18 protein-coding genes and 8 pseudogenes are annotated in these 24,753 nt (G+C 65.7%); 9 read left to right on the top strand and 17 right to left on the bottom strand.

The window, feature by feature from the left end; translation table 11 throughout:
- Window positions 1-154 precede the first annotated feature (154 nt).
- The 3 genes and pseudogenes from OG435_RS44120 to OG435_RS44110 all read right to left on the bottom strand — a co-directional run bounded on the left by OG435_RS44120 (window position 155) and on the right by OG435_RS44110 (window position 3,146).
- Window positions 155-871: pseudogene (locus tag OG435_RS44120) on the bottom strand (IS6 family transposase).
- A gap of 1,052 nt (window positions 872-1,923) precedes the next feature.
- Complete coding sequence (locus OG435_RS44115) at window positions 1,924-2,841, bottom strand: IS3 family transposase (RefSeq protein ID WP_266874687.1); 918 nt, start codon at window positions 2,839-2,841, stop codon at window positions 1,924-1,926.
- Window positions 2,838-3,146 carry a transposase gene (locus OG435_RS44110; RefSeq protein ID WP_266874686.1) on the bottom strand — a complete coding sequence of 103 codons (309 nt, stop codon included), beginning with the start codon at window positions 3,144-3,146 and terminating at the stop codon, window positions 2,838-2,840. The genes OG435_RS44115 and OG435_RS44110 overlap by 4 nt, the downstream gene beginning before the upstream one ends.
- Before the next feature lie 70 nt (window positions 3,147-3,216).
- Here OG435_RS44110 and OG435_RS44105 point away from each other — a divergent pair.
- Window positions 3,217-3,869 (top strand): annotated as a pseudogene (locus tag OG435_RS44105) (IS5 family transposase); the annotation flags it as partial.
- A 128-nt stretch (window positions 3,870-3,997) separates the two neighbouring features.
- Here the strand turns inward: OG435_RS44105 and OG435_RS44100 are convergent.
- Window positions 3,998-4,719 (bottom strand): annotated as a pseudogene (locus tag OG435_RS44100) (IS6 family transposase).
- A 36-nt stretch (window positions 4,720-4,755) separates the two neighbouring features.
- On the opposite strand from OG435_RS44100, the gene OG435_RS44095 reads away from it, so the two are divergent.
- Both OG435_RS44095 and OG435_RS44090 read left to right on the top strand, forming a co-directional pair.
- A complete protein-coding gene (locus tag OG435_RS44095) occupies window positions 4,756-5,853 on the top strand; it encodes an IS110 family transposase (RefSeq protein WP_430625858.1) in 1,098 nt (365 codons plus the stop codon).
- 160 nt (window positions 5,854-6,013) lie between these two features.
- Window positions 6,014-6,421 (top strand): nuclear transport factor 2 family protein, encoded by a 408-nt coding sequence (locus tag OG435_RS44090; RefSeq protein WP_266886683.1) that lies wholly within the window; start codon window positions 6,014-6,016, stop codon window positions 6,419-6,421.
- A gap of 125 nt (window positions 6,422-6,546) precedes the next feature.
- Here the strand turns inward: OG435_RS44090 and OG435_RS44085 are convergent.
- Window positions 6,547-6,846 (bottom strand): annotated as a pseudogene (locus OG435_RS44085) (DDE-type integrase/transposase/recombinase); the annotation flags it as partial.
- A gap of 157 nt (window positions 6,847-7,003) precedes the next feature.
- On the opposite strand from OG435_RS44085, the gene OG435_RS44080 reads away from it, so the two are divergent.
- Window positions 7,004-7,732 carry an IS6 family transposase gene (locus OG435_RS44080; RefSeq protein WP_266886675.1) on the top strand — a complete coding sequence of 243 codons (729 nt, stop codon included), beginning with the start codon at window positions 7,004-7,006 and terminating at the stop codon, window positions 7,730-7,732.
- A gap of 334 nt (window positions 7,733-8,066) precedes the next feature.
- Here the strand turns inward: OG435_RS44080 and OG435_RS44075 are convergent, their stop codons facing one another.
- A complete protein-coding gene (locus OG435_RS44075) occupies window positions 8,067-8,303 on the bottom strand; it encodes a chaplin (RefSeq protein ID WP_266886681.1) in 237 nt (78 codons plus the stop codon).
- Between the two features lie 593 nt (window positions 8,304-8,896).
- Window positions 8,897-9,259: a hypothetical protein gene (locus tag OG435_RS44070; RefSeq protein WP_266886679.1), complete on the bottom strand. Its 363-nt coding sequence runs from the start codon at window positions 9,257-9,259 to the stop codon at window positions 8,897-8,899.
- 512 nt (window positions 9,260-9,771) lie between these two features.
- On the opposite strand from OG435_RS44070, the gene OG435_RS44065 reads away from it, so the two are divergent.
- Window positions 9,772-10,122, top strand: coding sequence for a hypothetical protein (locus tag OG435_RS44065; protein ID WP_266886677.1), 351 nt, complete (start codon window positions 9,772-9,774; stop codon window positions 10,120-10,122).
- Between the two features lie 219 nt (window positions 10,123-10,341).
- Here OG435_RS44065 and OG435_RS44060 read toward each other — a convergent pair.
- The 4 genes and pseudogenes from OG435_RS44060 to OG435_RS44045 form a co-directional block, all read right to left on the bottom strand.
- Window positions 10,342-10,816, bottom strand: a pseudogene (locus OG435_RS44060) (IS6 family transposase); the annotation flags it as partial.
- Window positions 10,817-10,893: 77 nt separating this feature from the next.
- Window positions 10,894-11,622, bottom strand: coding sequence for an IS6 family transposase (locus OG435_RS44055; protein WP_266886675.1), 729 nt, complete (start codon window positions 11,620-11,622; stop codon window positions 10,894-10,896).
- A 150-nt stretch (window positions 11,623-11,772) separates the two neighbouring features.
- Complete coding sequence (locus OG435_RS44050; RefSeq protein ID WP_266886673.1) at window positions 11,773-12,780, bottom strand: DUF6528 family protein; 1,008 nt, start codon at window positions 12,778-12,780, stop codon at window positions 11,773-11,775.
- Between the two features lie 238 nt (window positions 12,781-13,018).
- Window positions 13,019-13,230, bottom strand: a pseudogene (locus OG435_RS44045) (IS6 family transposase); the annotation flags it as partial.
- A 161-nt stretch (window positions 13,231-13,391) separates the two neighbouring features.
- Here OG435_RS44045 and OG435_RS44040 point away from each other — a divergent pair.
- Window positions 13,392-14,597 carry an ISAs1 family transposase gene (locus tag OG435_RS44040; RefSeq protein ID WP_266874681.1) on the top strand — a complete coding sequence of 402 codons (1,206 nt, stop codon included), beginning with the start codon at window positions 13,392-13,394 and terminating at the stop codon, window positions 14,595-14,597.
- Between the two features lie 9 nt (window positions 14,598-14,606).
- On the opposite strand, the pseudogene OG435_RS44035 reads toward OG435_RS44040, so the two are convergent.
- From OG435_RS44035 to OG435_RS44020, 4 genes and pseudogenes are all read right to left on the bottom strand, one after another.
- Window positions 14,607-15,122, bottom strand: a pseudogene (locus tag OG435_RS44035) (IS6 family transposase); the annotation flags it as partial.
- 652 nt (window positions 15,123-15,774) lie between these two features.
- A complete protein-coding gene (locus OG435_RS44030; protein WP_266886671.1) occupies window positions 15,775-16,008 on the bottom strand; it encodes a hypothetical protein in 234 nt (77 codons plus the stop codon).
- A gap of 31 nt (window positions 16,009-16,039) precedes the next feature.
- A complete protein-coding gene (locus OG435_RS44025; protein WP_266874713.1) occupies window positions 16,040-17,296 on the bottom strand; it encodes an IS256 family transposase in 1,257 nt (418 codons plus the stop codon).
- Window positions 17,297-17,880: 584 nt separating this feature from the next.
- Entirely contained in the window at window positions 17,881-18,135 is a 255-nt protein-coding gene (locus OG435_RS44020; RefSeq protein ID WP_266886669.1) for a hypothetical protein, read from the bottom strand.
- Here OG435_RS44020 and OG435_RS44015 point away from each other — a divergent pair.
- The 3 genes and pseudogenes from OG435_RS44015 (at window position 18,134) to OG435_RS44010 (ending at window position 20,527) form a co-directional block, all read left to right on the top strand.
- On the top strand, window positions 18,134-18,460 hold the full coding sequence (locus OG435_RS44015; RefSeq protein WP_266886665.1) for a transposase: 327 nt from the start codon (window positions 18,134-18,136) through the stop codon (window positions 18,458-18,460). The two genes, OG435_RS44020 and OG435_RS44015, sit on opposite strands and share 2 nt — an antisense overlap.
- A 5-nt stretch (window positions 18,461-18,465) precedes the next feature.
- Window positions 18,466-19,071 (top strand): annotated as a pseudogene (locus OG435_RS50855) (IS3 family transposase); the annotation flags it as partial.
- Window positions 19,072-19,132: 61 nt separating this feature from the next.
- Window positions 19,133-20,527 carry an IS30 family transposase gene (locus tag OG435_RS44010; protein ID WP_430625793.1) on the top strand — a complete coding sequence of 465 codons (1,395 nt, stop codon included), beginning with the start codon at window positions 19,133-19,135 and terminating at the stop codon, window positions 20,525-20,527.
- Window positions 20,528-20,654: 127 nt separating this feature from the next.
- Here OG435_RS44010 and OG435_RS44005 read toward each other — a convergent pair whose 3' ends face one another.
- Together OG435_RS44005 and OG435_RS44000 are read right to left on the bottom strand one after the other, a co-directional pair.
- Entirely contained in the window at window positions 20,655-22,049 is a 1,395-nt protein-coding gene (locus tag OG435_RS44005; RefSeq protein WP_266887142.1) for an MFS transporter, read from the bottom strand.
- Window positions 22,050-22,736: 687 nt separating this feature from the next.
- Entirely contained in the window at window positions 22,737-24,128 is a 1,392-nt protein-coding gene (locus tag OG435_RS44000; protein ID WP_266886663.1) for an MFS transporter, read from the bottom strand.
- Between the last annotated feature and the right edge of the window lie 625 nt (window positions 24,129-24,753).

The following is a 24,753-nucleotide window of genomic DNA, read 5'->3' as shown; positions in this document are numbered from 1 at the left end:
TCTTGCCGTCCGCCGTGGAAGCCATCGGGGCGACGCCCGTGGTGCGCCTTGACCGGATCACGCGGGATCTGGACGGGACGGTGCTGTCACATTGTCGGCGGTGTGATCGTTTGATGGTGGGTCAGGGCGTGCCGAGGCTTCCGTGGCCCGCTGCTCAGGCCATGGCGGGCATGCCGGCGGACCCGGTGATGTGGTTCCAGATGGTGAAGCGGACGGTCATTTCGAGGCGGCGGCGGGCGGTGATGAGGTGGCGTCCGGTTCGGAAGTGGGGTGAGATCCCGATGAACGCGGACAAGAACCGCTGCGCCCCGCGGACGCTGCGGAATCCTTTCATCGCGCGTTCGCGCTGCCGGGTGGGCTGGTCGGAGTTCTCGGCCCGGTTGTCCAAACCCTTATGGGAGCGGTGCTCCACCGAGGGCATCACTTCCCGGTGCGCGGCCGCGTACGACTTCAGCTTGTCGGTGACGATCACCTTGGGCACCTGCCCGGTGGTGGTGAGGAGCCGGCGGAAGAAACGCCTGGCCGCAGCCTTGTCACGGCGATTCTGGACCAGGATGTCCAGGACGTTGCCGTCCTGGTCGACGGCCCGTCACAAGTACTTCGACGCCCCGTTGATCTTGACGAAGACCTCGTCGAGATGCCATTTATCGCCGGGCTGTGGGCGCCTGCGGCGCAGCGCGTTGGCGTAGGCCTGGCCGAACTTCAGGCACCACCGGCGGATGGTCTCGTACGAGACGATCACACCCCGCTCGAGCATCATCTCCTCGACCTCACGGAAGGAGAGCGGGAAGCGGAAGTACAGCCACACACAGTGCGAAATGATCTCCACCGGGTAGCGGTGATTCTTGTACGACGGCACCCCAGACGACACGAACGGATCCCCTCCCCCAGACGGACAACCCAAAGATCATCCCAGACCGCCACCGACAACGTGACAATTCCGCATCAGCGCCTTCTGAATTCTTGCGACTCAAGCGCAACGGTGTTGAGCTCTAAAGACTGCCCGTCAGACCCTTCACGTCGCGCTGCAGTAGCGCGGTGATGATTTAAATGTAATAACTCGGGCCCATGATGAGAATAGGTCCGAGGCCTCGTTGGGAGTGTAAATTGGAAGCGTACGGAACTAACGGCAACGATTGGGACTCGGCCTTCCCGCAGTCCGGAATTGCGGCAATCCTGCAAAGTATCACGGATGGGTATGCTGATGACAATTACGTTGAGCAGTATCTAATGAGAGTGCTTTCGGCTGCGGATGTCGAGGTCTTTTAAATTCCCCAGGCTGCAGTCGAACTGAGTGCATATATTGGGTCGACTCTGCAAAATCTGCAGGTTTACCAGCCACTTATTGCTGCAGCTACGACAGTTTACCAAGCTGCTTTCCTTCTGGACTCGACCCAGGCTCGTGACGTTGCCCTCGTCGGTGAGCGCACTACTGCTCCTTATGCGCGGATTGTCGGTGCCGAAGAGGACCTGATCCGCATATTCGTCGATGGTGTGTCTTTCCCTGAGTATGTGCGGAAACTGCTCGTTTCTCAAGGCTGCCACAATGCCACCGGAAAGGACATCATGGTGAATCTCGCGCCATACATGATGACCGTTCAGGAGCGCGTTGCCGCAGTACGGCGCAATGTTCTGCAGCAGTCGGGCGTTCAGGTATAAGGCAGGGCCAATTCAGGCGCTGTCACGTTGTCGGGGTGGGTGCAATGGTCGGTCGCGCCCAGAAAGTGGTGTAACTGATCGTTTCAGAATGAGATTCGTTCAGTGGCTTGGCAGTTGGGTGTGGTGTCGGCAGGATTTGGTGTGTGTCTGCTGATCTCGTGCCTGATGACCTGTGGGAACGTGTGGCCCCATTGTTGCCGGAGCGGCCGGCCAGGCGGTTTCGGTATCCCGGGTGAGGTTCCCCCGTTGTTCGGGAGTTGCTGATTAGCTGGTCAGGAGGGGTTGACGGGTGTTCAGGTTCGCTGGTTCGGCCGTCGCCTGGTTGGCGTAGTGCTTCTCTTCGTACTCGATCGGGCTGAGGAAGCCGAGCCGTTCCTGGATGCGACGGGAGTTGTAGAAGCCATCGATGTACTCGAAGAGCGCGAGGTTCGCCTCAGCCCGGGTGGTGAAGGTCCGGCCACGGAGGCCCTCGGTTTTGATGAGCATCCAGAGGTTCTCCGCGAGAGCGTTATCGTATGAGTCGCCGATCGAGCCCATGGACGCTTCAACTCCAGCTCTCATTAGCCGGGTTGTGAGCTTGATAGACGTGTATTGACAGCCGTGGTCCGCGTGATGAATCAGCTGGCCGGGCTCGACCTCGCGGGACGCGAGGGCGTACTCCAGGGTGGTCAGCACCAGGTCGGCGTCCGCGCGGGCGGAAGTCTCCCAGGCGACCACCCGGCGGGAGAAGGCGTCGCGGATCGCCGAGAGCCACAGAGGCCCCTCACCGGTGGAGATCATGGTGAGGTCGGTGACCCACAACCGGTTCGGAGCCGGTGCGGTGAAGTCCCTGTTGACCAGGTCCGGGGCCAGGGTGGCCTTCGGGTCCCGGCGCGTGAAGCCCTTGCGCCGTGGGCTGACCCCCGCGATGTCGGCCTCGCGCATCAGGCGCTCGACCCGCTTGCGGCCCACGTGGACACCCTCACGCTTGAGGACGGCGTGTACCCGCGGCGAGCCGTAGTTGCCGCCGGAATCCGCGTGGATCTCTTTGATCCGCTCGGTCAGCTCGACGTCACGGCGCCTTCGCTCGCACGGCTCGGCCTCTGCACGGCGCCAGCGGTAGTAGGTGGAGGAGGGGATGTGCAGTTCCCGAAGTACGCACTCGACTCCCAGGCACGGGTGCTCGTCAACGAGCGCCGTCACCTGGGCCGGGTCGGGTCGAGTTGCGCCGCGAAAAACGCCGAGGCCGTCCGCAGTACGTCGTTGGCCCGCTTGAGCTGGACATTCTCCTTGCGCAGGGCCGCGAGCTCGGCGCGTTCGTCGGTGGTGAGCCGGTCATCGCGTTCGCCGGCATCCGCCTCCGCCTGGCGGATCCACCCGCGCAGGGCCTCGGGATGCACGCCGAAGTCGACAGCCAGCTTCTTGATCTGGGGCTTCGGCTCCGCGGTGCGATACATCCGTACCGCACGCTCACGCAACTCGAGCGAGTATTTCCGGGGTGCAGCCATGGCCACTGGTCCTCTCATGAGTCCCATCTGACCCGATGTCAACACTCTCCGCATCCCGGGGGAACCTCACGGGCGGCTGCCGGTAGACGATCGTGCGGCGTTGAGGGCCATCGTTTACGTGCTGTGCAAGGGCGTGAGCTGGCGGGACGTTCCCGCCGAGCGGTTCGGCTGCAGTGGTGTGACGGCCTGGCGCCGGCTTCGGGACTGGACCGAGGCAGGCGTGTGGCCCCGCCTCCACGAAGTCCTCCTGGCCGAGCTGCGGGCCGCCGGGCTGCTGGACATGGATGACGCCGCGATCGACGCCTCGCACGTCAGAGCCCTCAAAGGGGGGCTCACACCGGACCTTCGCCAGTCGACCGCGCCCGCCCGGGGAGCAAGCACCACCTCATCGTCGACCGCCACGGAACCCCACTCGTCGTCTCCCTGACCAGCGGAAACAGACACGACGTCACCCAGCTTATGCCTCTGCTCGACGCGATACCCCGCATCCGCGGGCTCCGAGGACGGCCTCGTCACCGGCCCCGTCGGCTCTTCGCGGACCGCGGCTACGACTTCGACAAGTACCGGCGTCTGATCCGAGCACGAGGAATCACGCCCCAAATTGCCCGCCAGGGCACACTCCACGGCTCCGGCCTAGGCAAGACCCGCTGGGTCGTCGAGCGAACCTTCGCCTGGCTCCACCAGTTCAAACGACTCCGCATCCGCTACGAGATACGAGCCGACGAGGATGCCGCCCGGCTCGGCGCCCGCCTGATCATCCAGTCCACCCTCGAAGCGGTGCTGTCACGTAGTCGGTGGTGTGATCGTTTGATGGTGGGTCAGGGCGTGCCGAGGCTTCCGTGGCCCGCTGATCAGGCCATGGCGGGCATGCCGGCGGACCCGGTGATGTGGTTCCAGATGGTGAAGCGGACGGTCATTTCGAAGCGGTAGCGGCAGGCGGTCATCAGGTGGCGGTGGGGCCGGAAGTGGGGTGAGATTCCGGTGAACGCGGACAGGAAGCGTTGCGCTCCGGCGGGGCTGCGGAACCCTTTCATCGCGCGTTCCTGTTGCCTCGTGGGCTGGTGGGAGTTCTCCGCCCGGTTGTTGAGATGCCCTTGTGCGCGCGGTGCTCGACCGAGGGCATCACCTCACGGTGCGCGGCCCCGTAGGAGGCGAGCTTGTCGGTGACGACCACCCGCGGCACCTGCCCGGTGGTGGTGAGGAGTCTCCGGAAGAAACGCCTGGCCGCAGCTTTGTCACGGCGATTCTGGACGAGGATGTCGAGTACGTTTCCGTCGGCGTCGACGGCCCGCCACAGGTATTTCCGCACCCCGCCGATCTTGACGAAGACCTCGTCGAGATGCCACTTGTCACCGGGCTTGGGGCGCCGTCGGCGCAGGGCGGTGGCGTAGGTCTGGCCGAACTTCAGGCACCACCGGCGGATGCTCTCGTGGGAGACGGTCACGCCGCGCTCGAGCATCATCTCCTTGACCTCGCGGAAGGAGAGCGGGAAGCGGAAGTACAGCCACACACAGTGCGCGATGATCTCGGCCGGGTAGCGGTGATTCGCGTACGACGGCACCACAGACGACACGATGCACTGCCTCCCCAGACGGACAACCCCAAGATCATCCCAGACCGCCACCGACAACGTGACAATGCCCCCGACCGACCCGCCGAACAGGTACTGCTCGGCGTGGACACGCACAAGGACGTCCACGCCGCGGCCGTGATCACGGTCCTCGGCGCCACGCTGGACCGCCGCGACTTCCGTGCCACGGCCGCGGGCTTCCGCCAACTCACCACCTGGGCACGCTCCTTCGGCACGCTTCGACGGGCCGGGGTGGAATGCACCTGCTCCTGTGGCAAGGCACTGGCCCGCCACCTGAACGCCGAGGACATCGAGGTGACCGAGGTCAACCAGCCCGACAAGGCCGCCCGGCGCCGCCACGGCAAGACCCACGCGGTCGATGCCGAGGCCGCCGCCCGCGCCGTATTGTCCGGACGCGCCACCGAGAGTCCGAAGACCGGCGACGGCCCCGCCGAGACACTACGGCTGTTCAAGCTCGCGAAAGGATCCGCGATCAAGGCCCGCACCCAGGCCATCAACCAACTCAAAAGCGTCCTGATCTGCGCCGACCCTACTCTGCGCGAGGACCTCGCCCAGCTGGCCAACCCCCACCTGATCAAACACTGCGCCCAGCTCGACGACGCGCTCCACGACGGACCTGCGGGCGCCGCCCGCCACACCCTGCGGCTGCTCGCCCGCCGCATCCAGCATCTGACCGAGGAGATAGACGACCTGGTCAAACAGGTAGCCCGGGCCGTGAAGGCCAGCCGTCCCGGCCTGCTCGACGTGCGTGGAATCGGCCCGGACAGCGCCGCCGCCCTGCTCATCACCGCCGGAGACAACCCCGAGCGCCTCACCAGCGAGGCCGCGTTCGCCGCCCTGTGCGGAGTCAGCCCCGTCGAGCAGTCCTCCGGCAAGACCCAACGCCGCCGGCTCAACCGCGGCGGCGACCGCCAAGCCAACGCCGCCCTCTACCGCGCCGTGCTCACCCGCCTCCGCTGGGACCCACGCACCCAGCACTACCTGCAACGACGCACAGCAGAAGGCAAGACCAAGCGGGAGATCATCCGATGCCTCAAACGCTACATCGCACGAGAGATCTACCGACTCCTCACCCCCACCACGACGGCACCCACCACCGCGACACCCGCACCTTGACACCCATAGGGGCATCAGTGCCCGATGCCCGGGTCGGGTCGACGGACTCCCCCTGTAGACGAGTCGAGGGGAGGTATCGGAGTCCGCCACCGACCGCCAGCCTGAGCACGTCCCGGACACGCGGTGTGACCGGTCAAGCAGCGAAGAAAAGGGATCCACAATGACCAGCACGGACCCGGCAACGGTCTTCCAGGCCTACTACGAGAGCCTCGTGGGCGGTGACATGGAGCGGCTCGGCGGCCTGCTCGCCGACGACATCGTCTGGCACCAGCCCGGCGCAGGAGCGCTGTCGGGCATTCACCGAGGCCGGGACGCGGTCCTCGCACTGTTCGGCGAGTTCATGGGCCGCAGCCACGGAACGTTTCGGCTCGTCGTGCGCGAGGTGATGGTCAACGGCCCGCTGGTCGCGGCCACGGTCGACTTCACCGCGGACCGCCCGGACCGTGCGCCGCTCGGAATGTCCGGCGTCGACCTGATGCGCATCGAGGAGGACCGCATCACCGAGGTCTGGCTTTTCTCCCAGGACCAGGCTGCCGAGGACCTTTTCTGGGGCCTTGATCAGGGCTAATTCACAGTCGTGTTGATCATGTTGCGGTGCAGGTCAGGCGAGTCCGAGGGGCGTTGTCACGTTGTCGGCTGCATGATCGTTTGATGGTGGATCAGGCCGTGCGGGGGCCGTCGGCGGCCCGCCACTCAGGCTGTGGCGGGCATGCCGACGGCGCCGGTGATCTGGTTCCAGATCGTGAAGCGGACGTTCATCTCGAAGCGGTACCGGCCGGTGGTCATCAGATGGCGGTGGGGCCGGAAGTGGGGTGAGATCCCGGTGCACGCGGACAGGAACCGCTGCGCGGAGCCGGGGCTGCGGAAGCCTTTCATCGCGCGTTCTCGCTGGCGGGTGGGCTGGTGTGAGTTTTCTGCCTGGCTGTTGATCCCCTTGTGCGCACGGTGCTCCACCGAGGGCATCACCTCACGGTGCGCCGCCCCGTACGACTTCGGGCCTTCCCCCAAGAAGGTGAACACGCGGTTATTGATCACGCGGCGAGGGTGAGTCTAGCGGCGTGGTGTCGGCGTTCGCGTGCTGTCAAGTTGATGGGTGGGCCTTGGGCCTGGGATGATCGCGGGGTTTGTTGATCGTCGGGGAGGGCATGCTGTGGAGTCCGTCGAGACCACGCCGTCGTACAAGGGCTTCCGGTTCCCGGTGGAGATCATCTCCGAGGCGGTGTGGCTGTACCACCGTTTCCCGCTCAGCTACCGCGAGGTCGAGGAACTGCTGCTGGCCCGAGGAATCATCGTCTCTCACGAGACGATCCGGATGTGGTGCGAGAAGTTCGGGCCCCAGTACGCGGCCGCCCTGCGCCGCCGCCGTCGGCCGCAGGCCGGCGACAAGTGGCACTTGGACGAGGTCTTCGTCAAGATCAACGGGGTCCGGCACTACCTGTGGCGGGCCGTGGATCAGGACGGCAACGTCCTGGACATCGTGCTCCAGTCGAGGCGCAACGCGAAGGCAGCCAAGCGGTTCCTGGCCAAGTTGATGAAGAAGCAGCGCCGGGTACCCAGCGTGCTGGTCACCGACAAGCTGAAGAGCTACGGCACCGCCCACCGCGTGCTGATGCCCTCGGTCGAGCATCGCTCGCACAAGGGACTAAACAATCGGGCCGAGAACAGCCGCCAGCCCACCCGCCAGCGCGAACGCGCGATGAAGGGCTTCCGTGATGCGGGCCGGACCCAACGATTCCTGTCCGCATTCAGCCGGATCTCACCCCACTTCCGGCCCCGCCGCCACCTGCTCACCGCCACCGGCTACCGCACCGAAATGATCATCCGCTTCGCCATATGGGACCAGATCGCCGGGGTCACCGTCATGCCCACCACGGCCTGACCCAGCGCGACCACTCTGCCCCACCATGCCCTGACGCACCATCAGCCAGCCAGCCCACGAACAACTTGACAGCACCCCTCGGCCGGGTAGCGGTGATTCGCGTACGACGGCACCTCGGACGACATGCTCGGACCCCTCCCCAGACGCACTACCCGAAGATCATCCCAGACCGCCACCGACAACGTGACAGTGCCGTCATCCACGTCCGCCGGCGCAGTCTCTGCCTCGGACGGTATCGCTATGTTCTCGCTGGTCACAGGTGCAATCCTCCATGATCGGAGTTGCACCGTTTCTTTTACAGGCCCCCCCGGCACCTGGTGTCTGCGTCAGCCTTCTAGTCGTTGACGCAGACATTGAAGGCGGCCGGGTTGCCAGCCGCGAGAAGGTTGAGGGAGTTGCCGCAGAAGTTGGCCTGGATATCGATGGGTACCTGGATCAGGTTGCCCGACAGGAAGCCGGGAGAACCGTAGGCGATGCCTTCGGCTGTGGCATCGGCAGCGGCGGCGGTGCCGGCTGCGAGAGTGCCGGCGGCAGCCAGCACGAGGGCGGCGAAGGCGGTGCGGATGCGCATCTGAGCTCCAAATCGCGGGAGGGAATCCGTACAGGACGATGAGAACCCGGGAGCCGGTCCGGACACGCCCATTGGCCCAGACAGGGGCGCGTCGCTCTCACAGCACACCAGGCCGGTGTCCTTCAGCATCCGGCAGCGTGTTCAGGGATATCCTCAACTGTGTCCCGCGAGCCGCACACCCTCGCGGACATCGCACCGGCAGGCCCGCCGCCAGGCCCACTGCACCCCCGGGTACGCCCCGGACCAGCCCCCGCAGTGAGGGCCAGCAGTAGTTCCCTCCCGGCGCCCCGCCGACGCCGGCCCTGTGTCAGCCGCACACACGGGCCGGCGTCCGCGCAGCGGCAGGCCCGCCGACGCCGACCGCGACTCCGGTCCGGGGTGGTCCCAGATCGTGAAGCGGACGGTCATTTCGAGGGGCGTTGTCACGTGGACGTGTATGGCATGGACGCGTCAGTGGATCCTTCGGCGAGCGCCCCGGATCGCATCAAGTGCGGAGCTCGTGGTCGAGGTCCTCGGTGGAGCCGAACTTCCCGCTGAGACCGACAACGTGACAGCACCGGCCCCAGGCTTCATAGACGTGTCCAGAATCCGGGTCAAGGGACCGTTGCGCCCAAACGCGTGCTGCGCACCGCTGTGGGCCTGACGTGTGCCGTCTCGGTTTCCCGGAGGGCTCCGACGGCGAAAATGACGCTCCTGCAGGAAGTCTTCCCGGGAAGCCCCGTCAGGTAGAGCATCCGGATGAAGAGGTAGGCGGCCATGGCGAGCACCCCAGTTCCCCGTCCATCGGCCCGTCCGGGGCGGTGGATCCGGTCGTTGGGCGTGGCCTTCGCCGGGGTCGTCCTGGCGGGCCTCGGGACATCGGCGCGCTGGCGGCCGCCGTCAGAGTCCAGGGCCAGGACCCGGTCGTTGAACGTGTCCGCGATGTACACCGACTGCTTCGCGCTCCCGGGCGGCACCGGAACCTTCCCCGTGTGAGCCGCGGCCGGGGCCGGGCCGAGTGCTGGGCAGGGCAAATTTATTGGGTCTGGAGCGAGTCGTATCCGAATTTCTTTCGCGACCCTCTAGGGTCCGATGGGGCGCCAGCGTGATCGAGAAGTGAATCGCACTCCTCGAGACCTACCCGTGTGCAGAAGCAGGCCCGTTGCTCTCGCACTCAAAGGCGTGGATCAACATGCCTTGGCGCCCCTGAGGGGCCAGTCGAAGTCGACGGGTGATCCCTTCGTCACGAATTGCTCTTCATGAACAGTCCGCTGATCAGCGAAAGGTACCCACAATGCGAGCACTGACTACTGTGTGCGCGGCCTTGGCGACCGCAGCTCTCACCCTTTCCGGAGCTTACCCTGCAATTGCTGACGCCGGAAACCGGCAGGCATGCGGAAGCTCCTTTGAGGACTTCGTGAATCCTCTCAGAGGGAGCAACAGCTCGGCCTTTCACATCTCATCCCCCGTCAGTAACCTTCTGACTGGCGTGAAATCCGTTCGATTCCAGCCTGACATCCTCCTGCCGCAATTCTCCGTCAGAGCACTGGAAGTCACACCCATGGACGGCTATACGTCTCTGGAGGCGGGTAGCTGGTTCTTCGAGCCGGCGGGAAGCGGCCGAGGCGCGGGCACGGTCAACTTCGCCACGCAGACGATTGGACCCGACGGCACGACCTACAGCACCTTGTTCGCCGTCACTCAGCCAGTGTGCAAGGCTGGCGAGCACCTCGTAGCGGAACTGCGAGGAGTGAGCACCATCACCGACACGGTGCCCAACGGCCAGCCCGCTAAGGGTGACGCTGGCTCGTTCACCGCGAGCCGAGGGTCTGTCCAGTAGGCGTTGTCACATTGTCAGCACCATGATCGTTTGATGGTGGTTCAGGTGTGCCGGGGCCGGGATGGGGCTGTGGTTCAGGCCGCGGCGGGCAGGCCGGTGGCAGGGCTCGAGCGTTCTCATTTGGTGGGCGTGATGAGGTCGAGCGGTGCTGTCACCTTGTCGGCGGCGTGATCGTTTGATGGCGTGTCGGGGCAGGACGGGACCCGGTCTGGCCACTGTTCAGGCCGTCATGGACAGGTCGGTGGCGCTGGTGATGTGGTTCCAGATGGTGAAGCGGACCCTCATTTCGAAGCGGTACCGGTCGGCAGTCATCAGATGGCGGTGGGGGCGGAAGTGGGGTGAGATTCCGGTGAACTCGGACAGGAAGCGTTGCGCCCCGCCGACGCTGCGGAATCCTTTCATCGCGCGTTCGCGCTGCCTGGTGGGCTGGTGGGAGTTCTCTGCCCGGTTGTTCAATCCCTTGTGGGAGTGGTGCTCCACCGACGGCATCACCTCGCGGTGCGCTGCCCCGTAGGAGCGGAGCTTGTCGGTGACGACCACGCGGGGCACCTGCCCGGTGGTGGTGAGGAGCCGGCGGAAGAAACGCCTGGCCGCCGGCTTGTCACGCCGGTTCTGGACCATGATGTCGAGGACGTTGCCGTCCGCATCGACGGCACTTCCACTCGCCGTTGATCTTGATGAAGACCTCGTCGAGGGGTGCTGTCAAGTTGTTCGTGGGCTGGCTGGCTGATGGTGCGTCAGGGCATGGTGGGGCAGAGTGGTCGCGCTGGGTCAGGCCGTGGTGGGCATGACGGTGACCCCGGCGATCTGGTCCCATATGGCGAAGCGGATGATCATTTCGGTGCGGTAGCCGGTGGCGGTGAGCAGGTGGCGGCGGGGCCGGAAGTGGGGTGAGATCCGGCTGAATGCGGACAGGAATCGTTGGGTCCGGCCCGCATCACGGAAGCCCTTCATCGCGCGTTCGCGCTGGCGGGTGGGCTGGCGGCTGTTCTCGGCCCGATTGTTTAGTCCCTTGTGCGAGCGATGCTCGACCGAGGGCATCAGCACGCGGTGGGCGGTGCCGTAGCTCTTCAGCTTGTCGGTGACCAGCACGCTGGGTACCCGGCGCTGCTTCTTCATCAACTTGGCCAGGAACCGCTTGGCTGCCTTCGCGTTGCGCCTCGACTGGAGCACGATGTCCAGGACGTTGCCGTCCTGATCCACGGCCCGCCACAGGTAGTGCCGGACCCCGTTGATCTTGACGAAGACCTCGTCCAAGTGCCACTTGTCGCCGGCCTGCGGCCGACGGCGGCGGCGCAGGGCGGCCGCGTACTGGGGCCCGAACTTCTCGCACCACATCCGGATCGTCTCGTGAGAGACGATGATTCCTCGGGCCAGCAGCAGTTCCTCGACCTCGCGGTAGCTGAGCGGGAAACGGTGGTACAGCCACACCGCCTCGGAGATGATCTCCACCGGGAACCGGAAGCCCTTGTACGACGGCGTGGTCTCGACGGACTCCACAGCATGCCCTCCCCGACGATCAACAAACCCCGCGATCATCCCAGGCCCAAGGCCCACCCATCAACTTGACAGCACCCCGTTGTGTAGAGTCCGCCGCCGTCTGTCATACCTCACGGGGTGCGGCCTGATGGAACAATGCATCGACGCAGGTCAGACCCACCATCGGGCCTTGTAAATGCTCGTTGAGGGCAGGGAATCGTAGCGGTTCGGGTTGATGAAGCGGACCTGGGAACTGCACCATTCACAACTAGTTTGTCCGTCGGGCCTGACTGTGATGATCTGGCCGGTGACCGGGTGCTGGCTGATGCTCTTGACACCGGAGCTGTCGAGACCGGGCGGCTGGGTAGCCCTGACGAACGTGCCGGCAGCACTCGAGAAACGGTAGACGTTCCTGCTCGTGCTGAGCCAACGATCGCCTGGGCTGCCGGGCACCGGGGCCAGGTCGTGTCCCCCCGTCGCGGGTAGCGTGTAGCGGTATCGCAGCGTAAGGGCGGGCCTGGAGGCGGTTCCGGTGAGTTCCAGGCCGTGGAGTTCGCTGGCGCCAAGGGCCCAGAGTAGGCTTCGGCTTTCACTCCACGAGACTGCGTGGGCGCCGGCCAGCCTGTGCTGCACGTAGCGGTTCGCCCGGACTCCTTGTGAGGCGGCGTAGAGGCGGATGTAGCCGGCGGTGCTGGCGGAGACAGCGATGTTGCCGTCCGGGAGCATCTCAAGACTGTGGACGTTGTCGGCACGCGGAAGTGCCTGAGCCCAGTACGTGCTGCCCCGTGTCCGGTCGATGGCAACCGCCATACCCCCCGATGCACTGGCGAGAAGGAATGCCCCCCTGCTCGTCACTGCTTGCTTTGCGTCACTGACGTTCACCCAGCTCCGTGCCGGGGAGAGGTCGGCAAGTCCCCGATCGGACGAAGGAGTCCATCCCCAAAGCTTGGACAGGTTCAGCGAGCGTCCTCGAGTGCTCAACAGCGTCTGCGACTCGACGAGAATGACCGATTGCGAGCGCTGGTCGCATAGCAGAAGCGTTCCCTGGGAGGCCTTGGAGTGCGCCGGGCTTGCTGCCAGTAGTGGAGCAAACCCGGCAAGGGCGGAGGCCTGCAGGAGGCTTCGTCGCGTCAGTCCGGTCTTCGGTCGATTCACAGCACGAGATTCCTGATTCACCATGCACCTGGCCTACCGCACCGTACGCGCCACCCCCCGGAACGCCATGGCTTGGCGCATCGGAATTGGCCCGTCTGCCGTAAAGGTGAAGGCTACGAGGCGGCCTTGACCTCGAATCCTGAACCACACTCCCTCTCGGCCCCAGGGCAGTTCTGAGGTTCCCCCGTTGTTCGGGAGGCGTTGTCACGTTGTCGGTGGTGTGATCTCTGGGGGCGTGAGGAAGCCGTCGGCGGCTGGTTGTTCAGGCCGCGGCGGGCATGTCGGCGGCGCCGGTGATCTGGTTCCAGATGGTGAAGCGGACGGTCATTTCGAGGCGGTGGCGGCGGGCGGTGATGAGGTGGCGTCCGGTTCGGAAGTGGGGCGAGATCCCGGTGAACGCGGACACGAACCGCTGCGCCCCGCCGACGCTGCGGAAGCCTTCATCGCGCGTTCGCGCTGCCGGGTGGGCTGGTGGCAGGGCGGTTGCAAGTTCCGGGGTCGTGCGAGCCGGTCGGTGTTGTGGCGGGTTGGGGTGGTTAGAGGAGCAGGCGCGGGCTTCGTGATCATTTGGGTGTCTACGCCCGTTGATCATGAGGTGGCCCGTGCCTGCTGCCATATCTTCTCCCGTCCCGGCTGTGCTTGTGAGGCTGGGTCCGCTGGACGCTGACCGGGTCGCTGATCTGCGCCCCTACTTCGATGCAGTGCCCGATCCGCGCTCACTGCGGGGCCGCTGGTACTCACTGACCGCGGTCCTGCTGGTGTGTGCCTGCGCGGTCGTCTCGGGAGCCAGGAGCATCGACGAGCTCGCCGAGTGGGGCCAGCGCGCCTCGGACACACTCCTGACAGTGATCGGTATCCGCCGTCACCTGCTCGGATGGCGGCGCGCCCCGTCGCCGGCCACGATCGGTCGCGTGCTGGGGGCTGTCGACGGCGATGTGCTGGACCGGGCGGTGGGCGCCTACCTGGCCGACCGGCACCGTGCTGCCACCGAGCCCACCCGGACACCACCCTCGGCGTCGGAGCGGCTGCGTGTGATCGCTGTCGACGGCAAAGCACTCAAGGGATCAGCCCGTCTCACCGCGAAGCGCCGACACCTGCTCTCCGCGGTCACACACGGCACCGTCGTCACCATCGCCCAGGTGGAGGTCGGCGCGAAGACGAACGAGACCACACACTTCCAACCGCTTCTGACACCGCTGGACCTGGCCGGCACCGTCGTCACCTTCGACGCCCTCCACTCGGTCCGAGCGAACATCACCTGGCTGGTCGAGACCAAGAAGGCCCACTACATCGCCGTGATCAAGACCAACCAGCCGACGGCTCACCGCCAGCTCGCATCCCTGCCGTGGCGGGACATCTCCATCCAGCACACCGCCTCCGCCACCGGGCACGGCAGGCGCGAGTCCCGCTCGGTCAAGACCTGCGCCGTCCCCGACCAACTCGGCGGGATCGCTTTTCCCCACGCCCGCCTGGCCATCCGCATCCACCGGCGCCGCAAGCAGACCGGCCAGCGCGAGACCCGGGAGAGCGTCTACGCCGTCACCAGCCTCGACGCCCACCAAGCCACCCCAGCCGACCTGGCCGCCGCAATCCGCGGGCACTGGGGCATCGAGAACTCCTCGCACCACACCAGGGACGTCACTTTCGCCGAGGACGCCTCCACCGTCCACACCCGAACCGCACCCCGCGCGATGGCAACTCTCCGCAACCTCGCCATCGGCGCCCTGAAAACCCTCGGCGCCGCCAACATCGCCAAGACCACCCGAGCCATCCGCCACGAACCGCAACGAGCACTCGGCATCCTGGGCATCACCCACGATCCGGACACCCACGGAACTTGATCAAGCCCTGGGCTGGTGGGAGTTCTCGGCCCGGTTGTTCAACCCCTTGTGGGAGCGGTGCTCCACCGACGGCATCACCTCGCGGTGCGCGGCCCCGTATGACTTCAGCTTGTCGGTGACGATCACCCGGGGCACCCGCCCAATCGTGGTGAGGAGCCGGCGGAAGAAATGCCTGGCCGCGGCCTTGTCACGCCGGTTCTGGACGAGGATGTCGAGGACGTTGCCGTGGGCGTCGACGGCCCGCCACAAGTACTTGTGCACCCCGTTGATCTTGATGAAGACCTCGTCGAGGTGCCATCTATCGCCGGGCTGCGGGCGCCGTCGGCGCAGCGCGTTCGCGTAGGTCTGGCCGAACTTCCGACACCAGCGGCGGACCGTCTCATAGGAGACGATGATGCCTCGCTCGAGCATCATCTCCTCGACCTCGCGGAAGGAGAGGGGGAAGCGGAAGTACAGCCACACACAGTGCGAAATGATCTCCACCGGGTACCGGTGATTCTTGTACGACGGCACCACAGACGGCACGAACCCCACCCCTCCCGGACACCGACAACCCGAAGATCATCCAAGACCGCCGGACAAGGTGACAGTGCCGACAGGACAATTGATGCAACCCCCGACTCGTCTACCAGGGCTTTCACCGCATTGTCAAGCCCCGGAAATCTGTCGAGGCGGGTTGGGAAAGGCTAATGGCCACGGAAAGAGGCTCAGTCAATGATTCCCTTAAGGTTGCGATATGGGATTTGGGAGGAGACTGTCCTGAGAATCTTGATATCTGGAGGTACGGTTCTCATGTTTTATAAACATGCTGGATGTGCTGTCATATTGGCGGCTTCCATGTGGGTCGGCGTGGGTGTGCCGGCGTGGGCTGCGGTGCCCAGTGAGGCGGGGGTCAATGCAAGGTCAGCCATTTCCGGAAATGCCCGGCTGGGAGGTGATACGATCTCGCACAAATTTGCAATCAAAAATGGCGATGGCTCGGATGGTCCGAGCCTTGATCTACGGGGTTCTGTACCGTCATTGACGATCGCTCCGGGTGCGACACAGGACATTACGATTTCGTCTCTCCCTAACTCAAAAGTCACCATAGGCGTATTTGCCGCCGGGCAGTCCAATAGCGTAGCGGTAGAATTTGACTTTGCCCAATCCTCCGCAACGGCATCATGCAAGCCGTCGATCACAATGGATTGCTCAGTAGACGGAACAGACAAGATAGTAATTGCAGTGCCTGCAGTGCCTGCAGTGCCTGCAGTGCCTGCAGTGCCTGCAGTGCCTGCAGTGCCTGCAGTGCCTGCAGTGCCTGCAGTGCCTGCAGTGCCTGCAGTGCCTGCAGTGCCTGCAGTGCCTGCAGTGCCTGCAGTGCCTGCAGTGCCTGCAGTGCCTGCAGTGCCTGCAGTGCCTGCAGGAGCAATAGTCAAGAGTTGTGGATCAGCTGAGGTGGTTCATGCCGCGAGGGTCTCGTCCTGATCGACGAGGTGACCGTTCTCGAAGCGGTTGCCGGCTCGGACGAGGGCGACGAGGTGGGGTGCGGTGACCGCGCGCCAGCGGGCCTGGGCGGATTCCACGAGCTTGAAGACCATGGCGAGGGCGGCGGTGGGGCTGCCGGCGCCGCGGGTGACCTTGGTCCGGAGCTTGACTGTGGAGAACGTTGATTCGATGGGGTTCGTGGTCCGCAGGTGGATCCAGTGCTCGGCGGGGAAGTCGTAGAACGCCAGCAGCTCGTCGACCTCGCCGGTGATCTTCTTCACCGCCTTCGGCCACTTCGCCCCGTACGTCTTCTCGAACGCGGTGACCGCCTTCTGGGCGTGGGTGCGGTCCTCTGCGTTGTAGATTTCCTGGAGGGCTTTCCTCGCGCCGGGCTGCGCGGATTTCGGCAGCGCGTTCATGACATTGCGGGTTTTGTGAACCCAGCACCTCTGATGGCGGGCGGCGGGGAACACCTCCGCCAGGGCCCGCCACAGCCCCATTGCCCCGTCGCCGGTGACCAGGACCGGGTCGCGCATGCCGCGCCGGCGGCAGTCCCGCAGCAGATCCGCCCAGGACTCGGTGGACTCCCTCAGCCCCTCGGCGATCGCGATCAGCTCCTTGGTGCCGTCGACGCGGACGCCCATCAAGACCAGCAGGCACGAATGGGTCTGGGACAGACGGATCTTGGGGTGGATGCCGTCGGCCCACACATAGACGTAATCGGTTTCCGCCAGGTCACGGCGCTGGAAGACGGCATGATCTGCTGTCCACTGCTTCGTCAGCCGGGTCACCGTCGCCGGTGACAGGCCGGCCGTGCCGCCGAGGAACTGCTCGAGTGCGGGCACGAAGTCACCCGAGGACAGGCCGTGGAGGTAGAGCAGGGGCAGGACCTCGCTGACCTTCGGGGACTTCCGGCACCACGGCGCGAGGATCTTCGAGGAGAACCGTTCCCGCTCGCCGGTCCCAGCGTCGACTCGTTTGTCGTTCACACGCGGCGCGGCCACCTCGACCGGTCCCGCGGCCGTGGTCACCGACCGGGGCCGGTGACGGCCGTTGCGGACCACCAGCCTCCGGCCCCGCTCGTCGTGCTGGCCAGCGAGCTCGGCTATGTACTGCTCGACCTCGGCCTCCAGGGCTGCCGCGAGCATCCGCCGGGCGCCCTCCCGGACGATCTCGTCGATCAGAGAGATACCAGACTCGGTGGTGCCGTCTTCGTTGACTACGCTGAGCACGGGCGTGCCTTCCCGACCCGCGCTCGAACGCGGGCCCATTCGGTGACCATGAGTCGATCACCCGGGAAGGTACGCCCTCCGCATCCCACGAGGCACCCCGCCCCAGGCCGATCCACAGGTTCCGAGCATTGCTCTGCCTGCAGTGCCTGCAGTGCCTGCAGACGCGGTGCTGGCTCGTAGCCCATCAGCCGCTTCCCCCACGGAGAAGGGAGCTGAGAGTGAAATCGAGGCGAAGGACAGCGGCACCCACACTCCCGGAAATACCTACAGGCCACCTCGCCACCAGCCATGACCTCAGCATCCCGACCCACGAACCCTTCAGCCAGGGATCTCAATGAGGCACTGACCAGGCGTTGCTTCTGGTCAAGGCCGTCGTCGTCTACCAAGTCGGAGTGGATTCAGCGGCGAGCACCCGGCGCGCGCCCCCGCCCTACCGTTGACGGACCCAACCTGGACAACATCATGCCTCTCAGGGCCGCGTGAGGGCCCATCACAGGCGGTGCGGCTACCAAGTGACAGGGGGAGGGCCCGACTCGAACGTGCGGAAGCCCCTGACGGCCGTCAGGGGCTTCCGCACGTTCCGACTACACAGGCCTGATGGTCCGCCTGCGTCGAGCGGCGACGTTCCCGATCTTCCGGGGGCCGTTCGCTCGTGCGTCCGGGGTGACGGGTGGGTCGGTGAAGGCATTGGCGACGAGGGCGCGCATCCGAGGGTTCAGCGTGAAAAAGTAACGGGCGTTGATCCGGTAGAGGCCGGCGGCGTCAGGGATCAGCAGGCTCAGCGCCGTGAACCGTTCCGTGTTCGATAGAGACTCGATTCCATGGAAGGATCGAGTCATGGCATGCCCCTCCTCCTATCCCCTTGAGCTGCGTAAACGAGCGGTCCGTATGGTCGCCGAGGTCCGCAGTGACTACCCGAACGAGTCGGCCGCGATCAAGGCCGTGGCCGGGAAGCTCGGCATCGGCTCGACCGAGACACTGCGCAAGTGGGTCCGTCAGATTCAGATCGACTCCGGCGCCCGCCCCGGCGTGACCAGCGAGGAATCCGCGCAGGTCAAGGCGATGAAGAAGGAGATCGCCGAGCTGAAACGAGCGAACGACATCCTGAAGGCCGCGGCGAGTTTCTTCGCGGCCGAGCTCGACCGGCCACATCTTCGTTCGTAGCGTTCATCGACGAGCACCGGGACCGCTTCGGCGGCGTCGAGCCGATCTGCGCAACGCTCACCGAGCACGACTGCAAGATCGCCCCTTCCACCTACTACGCCCACAAGAAACGACTGGATTCACCCTCACCGCGAACGGTGCGGGACTCCGAACTCAGGCCCCTGATCCACGAGGTGTTCGAGAACAACTACCGCGTCTACGGAGCCCGGAAAGTCTGGCGGGAGCTGAACCGGCAGGGACACACCGTGGCCCGCTGCACCGTCGAACGCCTGATGCGCGAGAGCGGTATCGCCGGCGCCGTCCGCGGCAAGAAGGTCATCACGACGATCCCGTACCCGGCCGCGTCGAGGGCCCCCGACCGTCTTGAGCGCGACTTCGTCGCCGATGCCCCTAACCGCACTTGGGTCGCTGACTTCACCCACGTCGCGACCTGGGCCGGCACGGTCTACGTCGCCTTCGTCGTGGATACCTTCTCCCGCCGCATCGTCGGCTGGTCCGCCTCCACATCGAAGGAGACCCAGCTCGTCATGGACGCTCTGGAGATGGCCCTGTGGCAGCGCGACCGCGACCAACACTCCTACGTTCGAGGCGAGTTGATCCACCACACGGATGCCGGGTCGCAAGGCGGATTCAACTGGTCGTCGCAACACCTCGTGATCGTGGAGGTGTGGGGTGGTTCGTCGTCAGCAGGCAGCGGACAGGGCGGTGCGTCCGAAGTTGAGGTCTCCGGGGCATCCGAAGTACCAGCGTCATGTCGAGGCGGCGTTCTGGACGGAGATCGCCAAGGGCCTTCTTGCCGAGGAGGCCGCGGCCGTCGTCGGCGTGGCGCCGGCGGTCGCGACGCGCTGGTACCGCCAGTGTGGCGGCATGCGACCGTTCGATCCGAAGCCGCCTTCGGGCAGATACCTGTCGTTTCGCGAGCGGGAAGAAATCGCGCTTCTCAAAGCCCAGGGCAAAGGAGTGCGCGAGATCGCTCGAGATGTCGGTCGTGATCCTGGAACGATTTCCCGGGAACTGAGGCGCAACGCGGCCACGAGAGCCGGCAGGCGTGACTATCGGGCGTCCGTTGCCCAGTGGAAAGCCGACATGGCTGCACGCCGCCCGAAAGCGGCAAAGCTCGTTGCCAACCCGCGGTTGCACGCCTACGTCCAGGAGCGACTGTCCGGTCAGATCAGCACGCCATGCGGCAGGGCTATCGCAGGTCCTGCAACAGGCAACTGGACGGGACGGAACAAGCCGCATCGCGCGGATCGGGCATGGGTCCAGGCTTGGAGTCCGGAGCAGATCGCGAACCGGATCAAGCTGGAATTCCCGGATGATGAGTCCATGCGCATCAGCCACGAGGCGATCTACCAGGCCCTCTACATTCAGGGCCGCGGAGCGCTGAAACGCGAGCTCATTCTGTGTCTTCGAACCGGTCGCGCTCTGCGTGCGCCGCGGGCGCGTTCACGCCGGAAGACCTGGGCGCACGTGACGCCGGAAGCGTTGATCAGCGAGAGGCCCGCCGAGGTCGAGGACCGTGCTGTTCCCGGCCACTGGGAAGGGGACCTGATCATCGGGCTGGAGCGTTCCGCGATCGGCACCGTAGTCGAGCGGTCGACCCGGTTCACGATGCTGGTCCACCTGCCCCGCGAGGAAGGGTTCGGGACAATCCCCCGAACGAAGAACGGCCCCGCCCTGGCCGGTTACGGAGCGATCTCCATGAAGAACGCACTCGCCAACACGATGTCGACGCTGCCCGAGCAGCTGAGGCGCTCTGTGACATGGGACCGCGGCAAAGAGATGTCGGCACACACGCAGTTCCGCATCGAGACCGGTATCCCTGTGTTCTTCGCCGATCCACACAGCCCATGGCAGCGAGGCACAAACGAGAACACGAACGGGCTCCTGCGTCAGTACTTCCCGAAAGGCACCGACCTTTCACGCTGGTCCGCCGAGGACATCGAAGCTGTCGCCCACGCACTGAACACCAGACCACGCAAGACACTCGGCTGGAAGACCCCAGCCGAGGCACTCAACGAGCAAGTACTGTTGCTCCAACAGGCCTGTGTTGCAACGACCGGTTGAGTCCAAGAACTCACCGGAGAACAACCGGCTCCCAAACAGACCGGAACCGCGGCTCTACTTCACCCCGGTAAAAACAGTCAGACAATTGCGGTAACAGACTGACCAGTTGTTGCCGGTGTGGCGGTGCTCACCGCCTGCTCATGTGCGCAGCGGCTCGGGCCGCCGTGGCCGCCGCCCAACTGCCCGTCCCGACAATGGCCAGTGCGATGGCGGCGATTCCGCACCCGGTAATGATCCACCATGCAGCCCTGGAAGCCGTGGTGAAATGTGCCGCCGAGTCGGACCGGTGCCAGCCGGAAGCGAGAACAGCGCCGACTACCGCGGTCCCCAGCGCGAAGCCGACACGTCGGGAGGTCACTTGGATGGCCGAGGCGAGACCGGCCCGCTCCTTCGGCATGCCGGCAATCGCGATGAGGGTCGTGGGCGGGTTGGCCATGCCCATGGCTACTCCGAAGAGGACGAAACCGATGAGGAGCAGGGCGGGATGGGTTTCGGCGTGCGCGAGGGCGAAGTCCAGGCCGCCCAGCATGGTTGCCCATCCGGCCGTCACCAGCGAGGGCCGGGCCCCGTAGCGGCCGGTCAGCCATCCTGACAGTGGTGCGCACAACACCACCATCCCTGCCATCGGCAGCATCCAGATCCCGGCACGGAGAGCAGAGAATCCCTTGATGTCGTCCAAGTACAGCGTGGACACGAACAGAACCCCTGCGAACGCTCCGTAGATGGCGCAACCGATGCCCGCGGCACAGGTGAACGGAGCGCTGCCGAACAGTCGGAGGTCCACCATCGGCTCGACCTGTCGCCGCTCCCACGTCACGAACGCAGCCAACGAAGCCGCCGACACAGCAAGACACAAGAGGATGGGCACGGAGCCCCATCCGAGCTGCGGAGCCTCGATGATCGCGAAGATGAGCGGTCCGAGCAGTGCGATCACCAGGAGCTGACCGAAGACATCCAAGGAGCGTGGCCTGCCGACGTGGAGGTCGGGCACGCATGCAGCTGTGAGGACCATGACGAGGGCGCCTGCGGGAAGATTGATCCAGAAGATTCCGCGCCAGCCCACGGCCGCCACGAGCAGGCCACCGAAGAGCGGACCGAGCGCGAGACCCAGGCCGTACAGGCTACTGAATACTCCTACTGCGCGACTGCGCTGCGCCTCGTTTTCGAAAGTATGGGCAACGATGGACATACCGATCGGCAGGATTCCTGCGGCCCCGACAGCCTGTAGAACGCGAAAGACGATCAGCAGTTCGGCATTGGGTGCGAGACAGCACAGCACGGAGGCCACCGTGAAGACGGCCATGCCGATGAAGAACGATCTCCGGTAGCCCAGCCGGTCCCCGGCGGCTCCGGCCAGCAGGAGCAGCACGGCCATGACCAGCGCGTAGGAGGCCATTACCCACTGCAGGCCGTTCACCCCCACACCCAAGTCGCTGCCAATGGCGGGCAGCGCCACTGTGACGGCGGTGATGTCCAAGCCGATCAGCATGGCGGCACCGGAGGCAGTCAGGACAATCAGCATGCGCCGCACGATCGACACTCCTTGAACTCGTTAAGAGGGGGCTCTGACCGGGAAATGTCACGGGTGGCGATGGTCATCATCGCCCGGGCGCCACCACATGACCGCCGCCGCCACCGCCCCGGAATGAGCATCCGCTTCACCATCTGGAGCCGCATCATCGGCAGCGCCGGCTTGCTTGCCTCCGTCTGAACCACGACCCGGCCTGGCCCCGACACAGGTGCTGTCACGTTATCGGGGGCGTGGGTGACTGAGGGTGCGTCAGGGCATGCCGGGGCTGGGGTTGCCTGTGGTTCACGCGGTGGCGGGTATGCCGACGGCGGCGGTGACGTGTTTCCGGATCGCCGGTGCCACCGGCACGCCCACCATGGCCTGAACCGAGGGCCAGACCGGGCCCCGTATGCCCTGACGCACCCTCAGTCAGCCGCACCACCGACAACGTGACAAGGCCCGTAGGCGGACAGCGTGGCTTGGGACAGGGCCTGGCGTGCTGCGTGGAGGGCGGGGCCTGGCCCTTGGCCGTGGACAACCTGATCATTGGATTGTGAAGAGCCGGGGAAGAGGAGTTCCCGTTGGGGACATCGAAGATCATCCCACCCCGCCACCGACAACGTGACAGCACCCGACAGCCAGCAGCCCCACGGCCCCCACCCCAACCGCAGCTTGACATCTGTAGGGGAATCAAGGCACTCACCTCCTGGCCTGCGCCGGATTTCCGGGTCCCTCACGCCGACGACGTACGGCCAGGCCAGCACCCGACACCGCCAGGCTGGCCGCCCCGCCGATGCGCAGCACCGCCTCGTACACCTCGTCCGGCCCCCGCTGCGGGGTCATTGCCGTGAGGGCGGCCGCCACCGCGGCGAGCCCGATCGCCCCCAGCGTGATCATGAATGTCAGGAGCACCCCGGACGCCTCGCCCGCCCGGGCGGCCGGTACGACCTGCTGCGTCGCGACGCTGGAGTAGGTGTAGCCGAGACCCAGCCCGAGGCCGCACCACGCGAACACCGGCACGTACAGCCACCAGGCCGTGGTGTAACTGAGCGTGATCATGCCCGTGCCGGCGAGCGCGCCCGCCATCGCCATCACCGTCGTTGGCCGCATGTGCTGGCCGAGCCGGGCGCCCAGCGGACCGCTCAGAGCCGTGAGCAGCGCCGGAGCCAGGAAAACGATGCCCGCGCTCAGTGGTGACAGCCCGCGCACACCCTGCAGATAAAGCGTGCTGAGGAAGACCGTGACGGCGAAGCACATGTTGGAGACCGAGCCCATCACGGTCACCAGGACGTAGGGGGTATTGCGGAACAGGTGCAGGTCGACGAGCGGATGCCGGGCGTGGCGCTCCCTCAGCAGGAAGAGCCAGCCCGACAGCGCCGAGACCGCGAACAGCGTGAGGGTGCGGGGGCTGGCCCAGCCCCAGGCGCTGCCGCGTTCCACTGCCAGGGTGAGTGCCGCGACCGCGCAGACGATTGTGCCGCAGCCGAGCAGGTCGAGCTGGCGGGGCGCGGAGACGTCACGCGAGTCGGGGACGTACAGGGCGGCGATGAGGAACGCCACTGCGGCGAGCGGCGCCAGCAGCCAGAAGATCCAGCGCCAGCCGGGTCCCTCGGTGAAACCCCCGCCGATGAAGGGTCCCAGAGCTGTCCCGATGTTGGCGATTCCGAACACAGCGCCCAGAGCACGGGCCCGGGTCTCGTCTGGGAAGGTGTTGCTGACGACCGCGACAGAGACCGGGAAGACGAGAGCCGCACCGACACCCTGCACGACCCGCGCCGCCACCAACGGCCACAGGTCCGGCACCAGCCCACACCAGACAGAGCCGGCTGCGAACAGCGCCGTCCCCGCGAGCAGGGTGCCGCGCCGTCCGAAAACGTCCCCCAGCCTCCCGCCGATGATGAAGAAGCAGCCCAGCGCGATCATGTACGCGGAAAGGGTCCACTGGGCAGCCGATTCCGTGATGGCGAACTCGTCCGCGATCCCTGGGATGGCCAGGTTGAGGGCGAAGAAATCGACCTGGATGCAGAACAGCGCCACCGAAACCGCCGCGAAGGACCCCCTCCGCGCGGCCGACGCTGACCGTGCACGCATGGGCACGCTCCTCTTCAGGCGCCTCCGGCGCGCCGCCGTACAACAGGACGAGCGAACAGGCGCCCCTCGCCGCAGGGGCCGCTGCCCGGCCTGGGCGCGGCTGTAAGTCTCCCCCTTGCGACAGCCTCAGACCGGATACGGGCCACTGTCGGCGGGTCGCCCCTACAAGGTCCGGGCCGTGCGGGCGCCTACGACGGCCCGGTGCCGCCCTGCTCATCGAAGCCGGCGGTACAGAGGATCACAGCTCTACGCCCGACCTGCGGATTCCGGTCCCTTGATCGGCTACGGCACAGTTTTTGTGGCGGCTCAGTACCAGCCCGAGGTGGTCTCGTGTGCCCAGGCGGCGTCAGGGGTGCCGTAGCGCTGGAGCATGTAGTGCAGTGCAGCGTTGAGCTGTGCCTGGTAGTCGGCGCCAGCGCGAGGACCCTGCTCGAGCTGGCCCAGGCCCTGTGCTTCGGGGTTCGTGTCGTTCACAGCCCTCGGATTCCAGGTGCTCTCCTGCTGGATGACATGGTCGAAGGCATGGGCCTCGCGCGGCTGTCCGGGGAACTGGACGTTCACGATTCGCTGTGCGTACGCCTGCTCCTGGGCAATCGGCGCCGCACTCGGCACAGAAGCAGCGAAA

This window comes from Streptomyces sp. NBC_01264, from assembly GCF_026340675.1.
Taxonomy (GTDB): domain Bacteria; phylum Actinomycetota; class Actinomycetes; order Streptomycetales; family Streptomycetaceae; genus Streptomyces.
The sequence above is the reverse complement of the archived record's forward strand: the minus strand, read 5'-3'. Positions and strand labels throughout refer to the sequence as shown.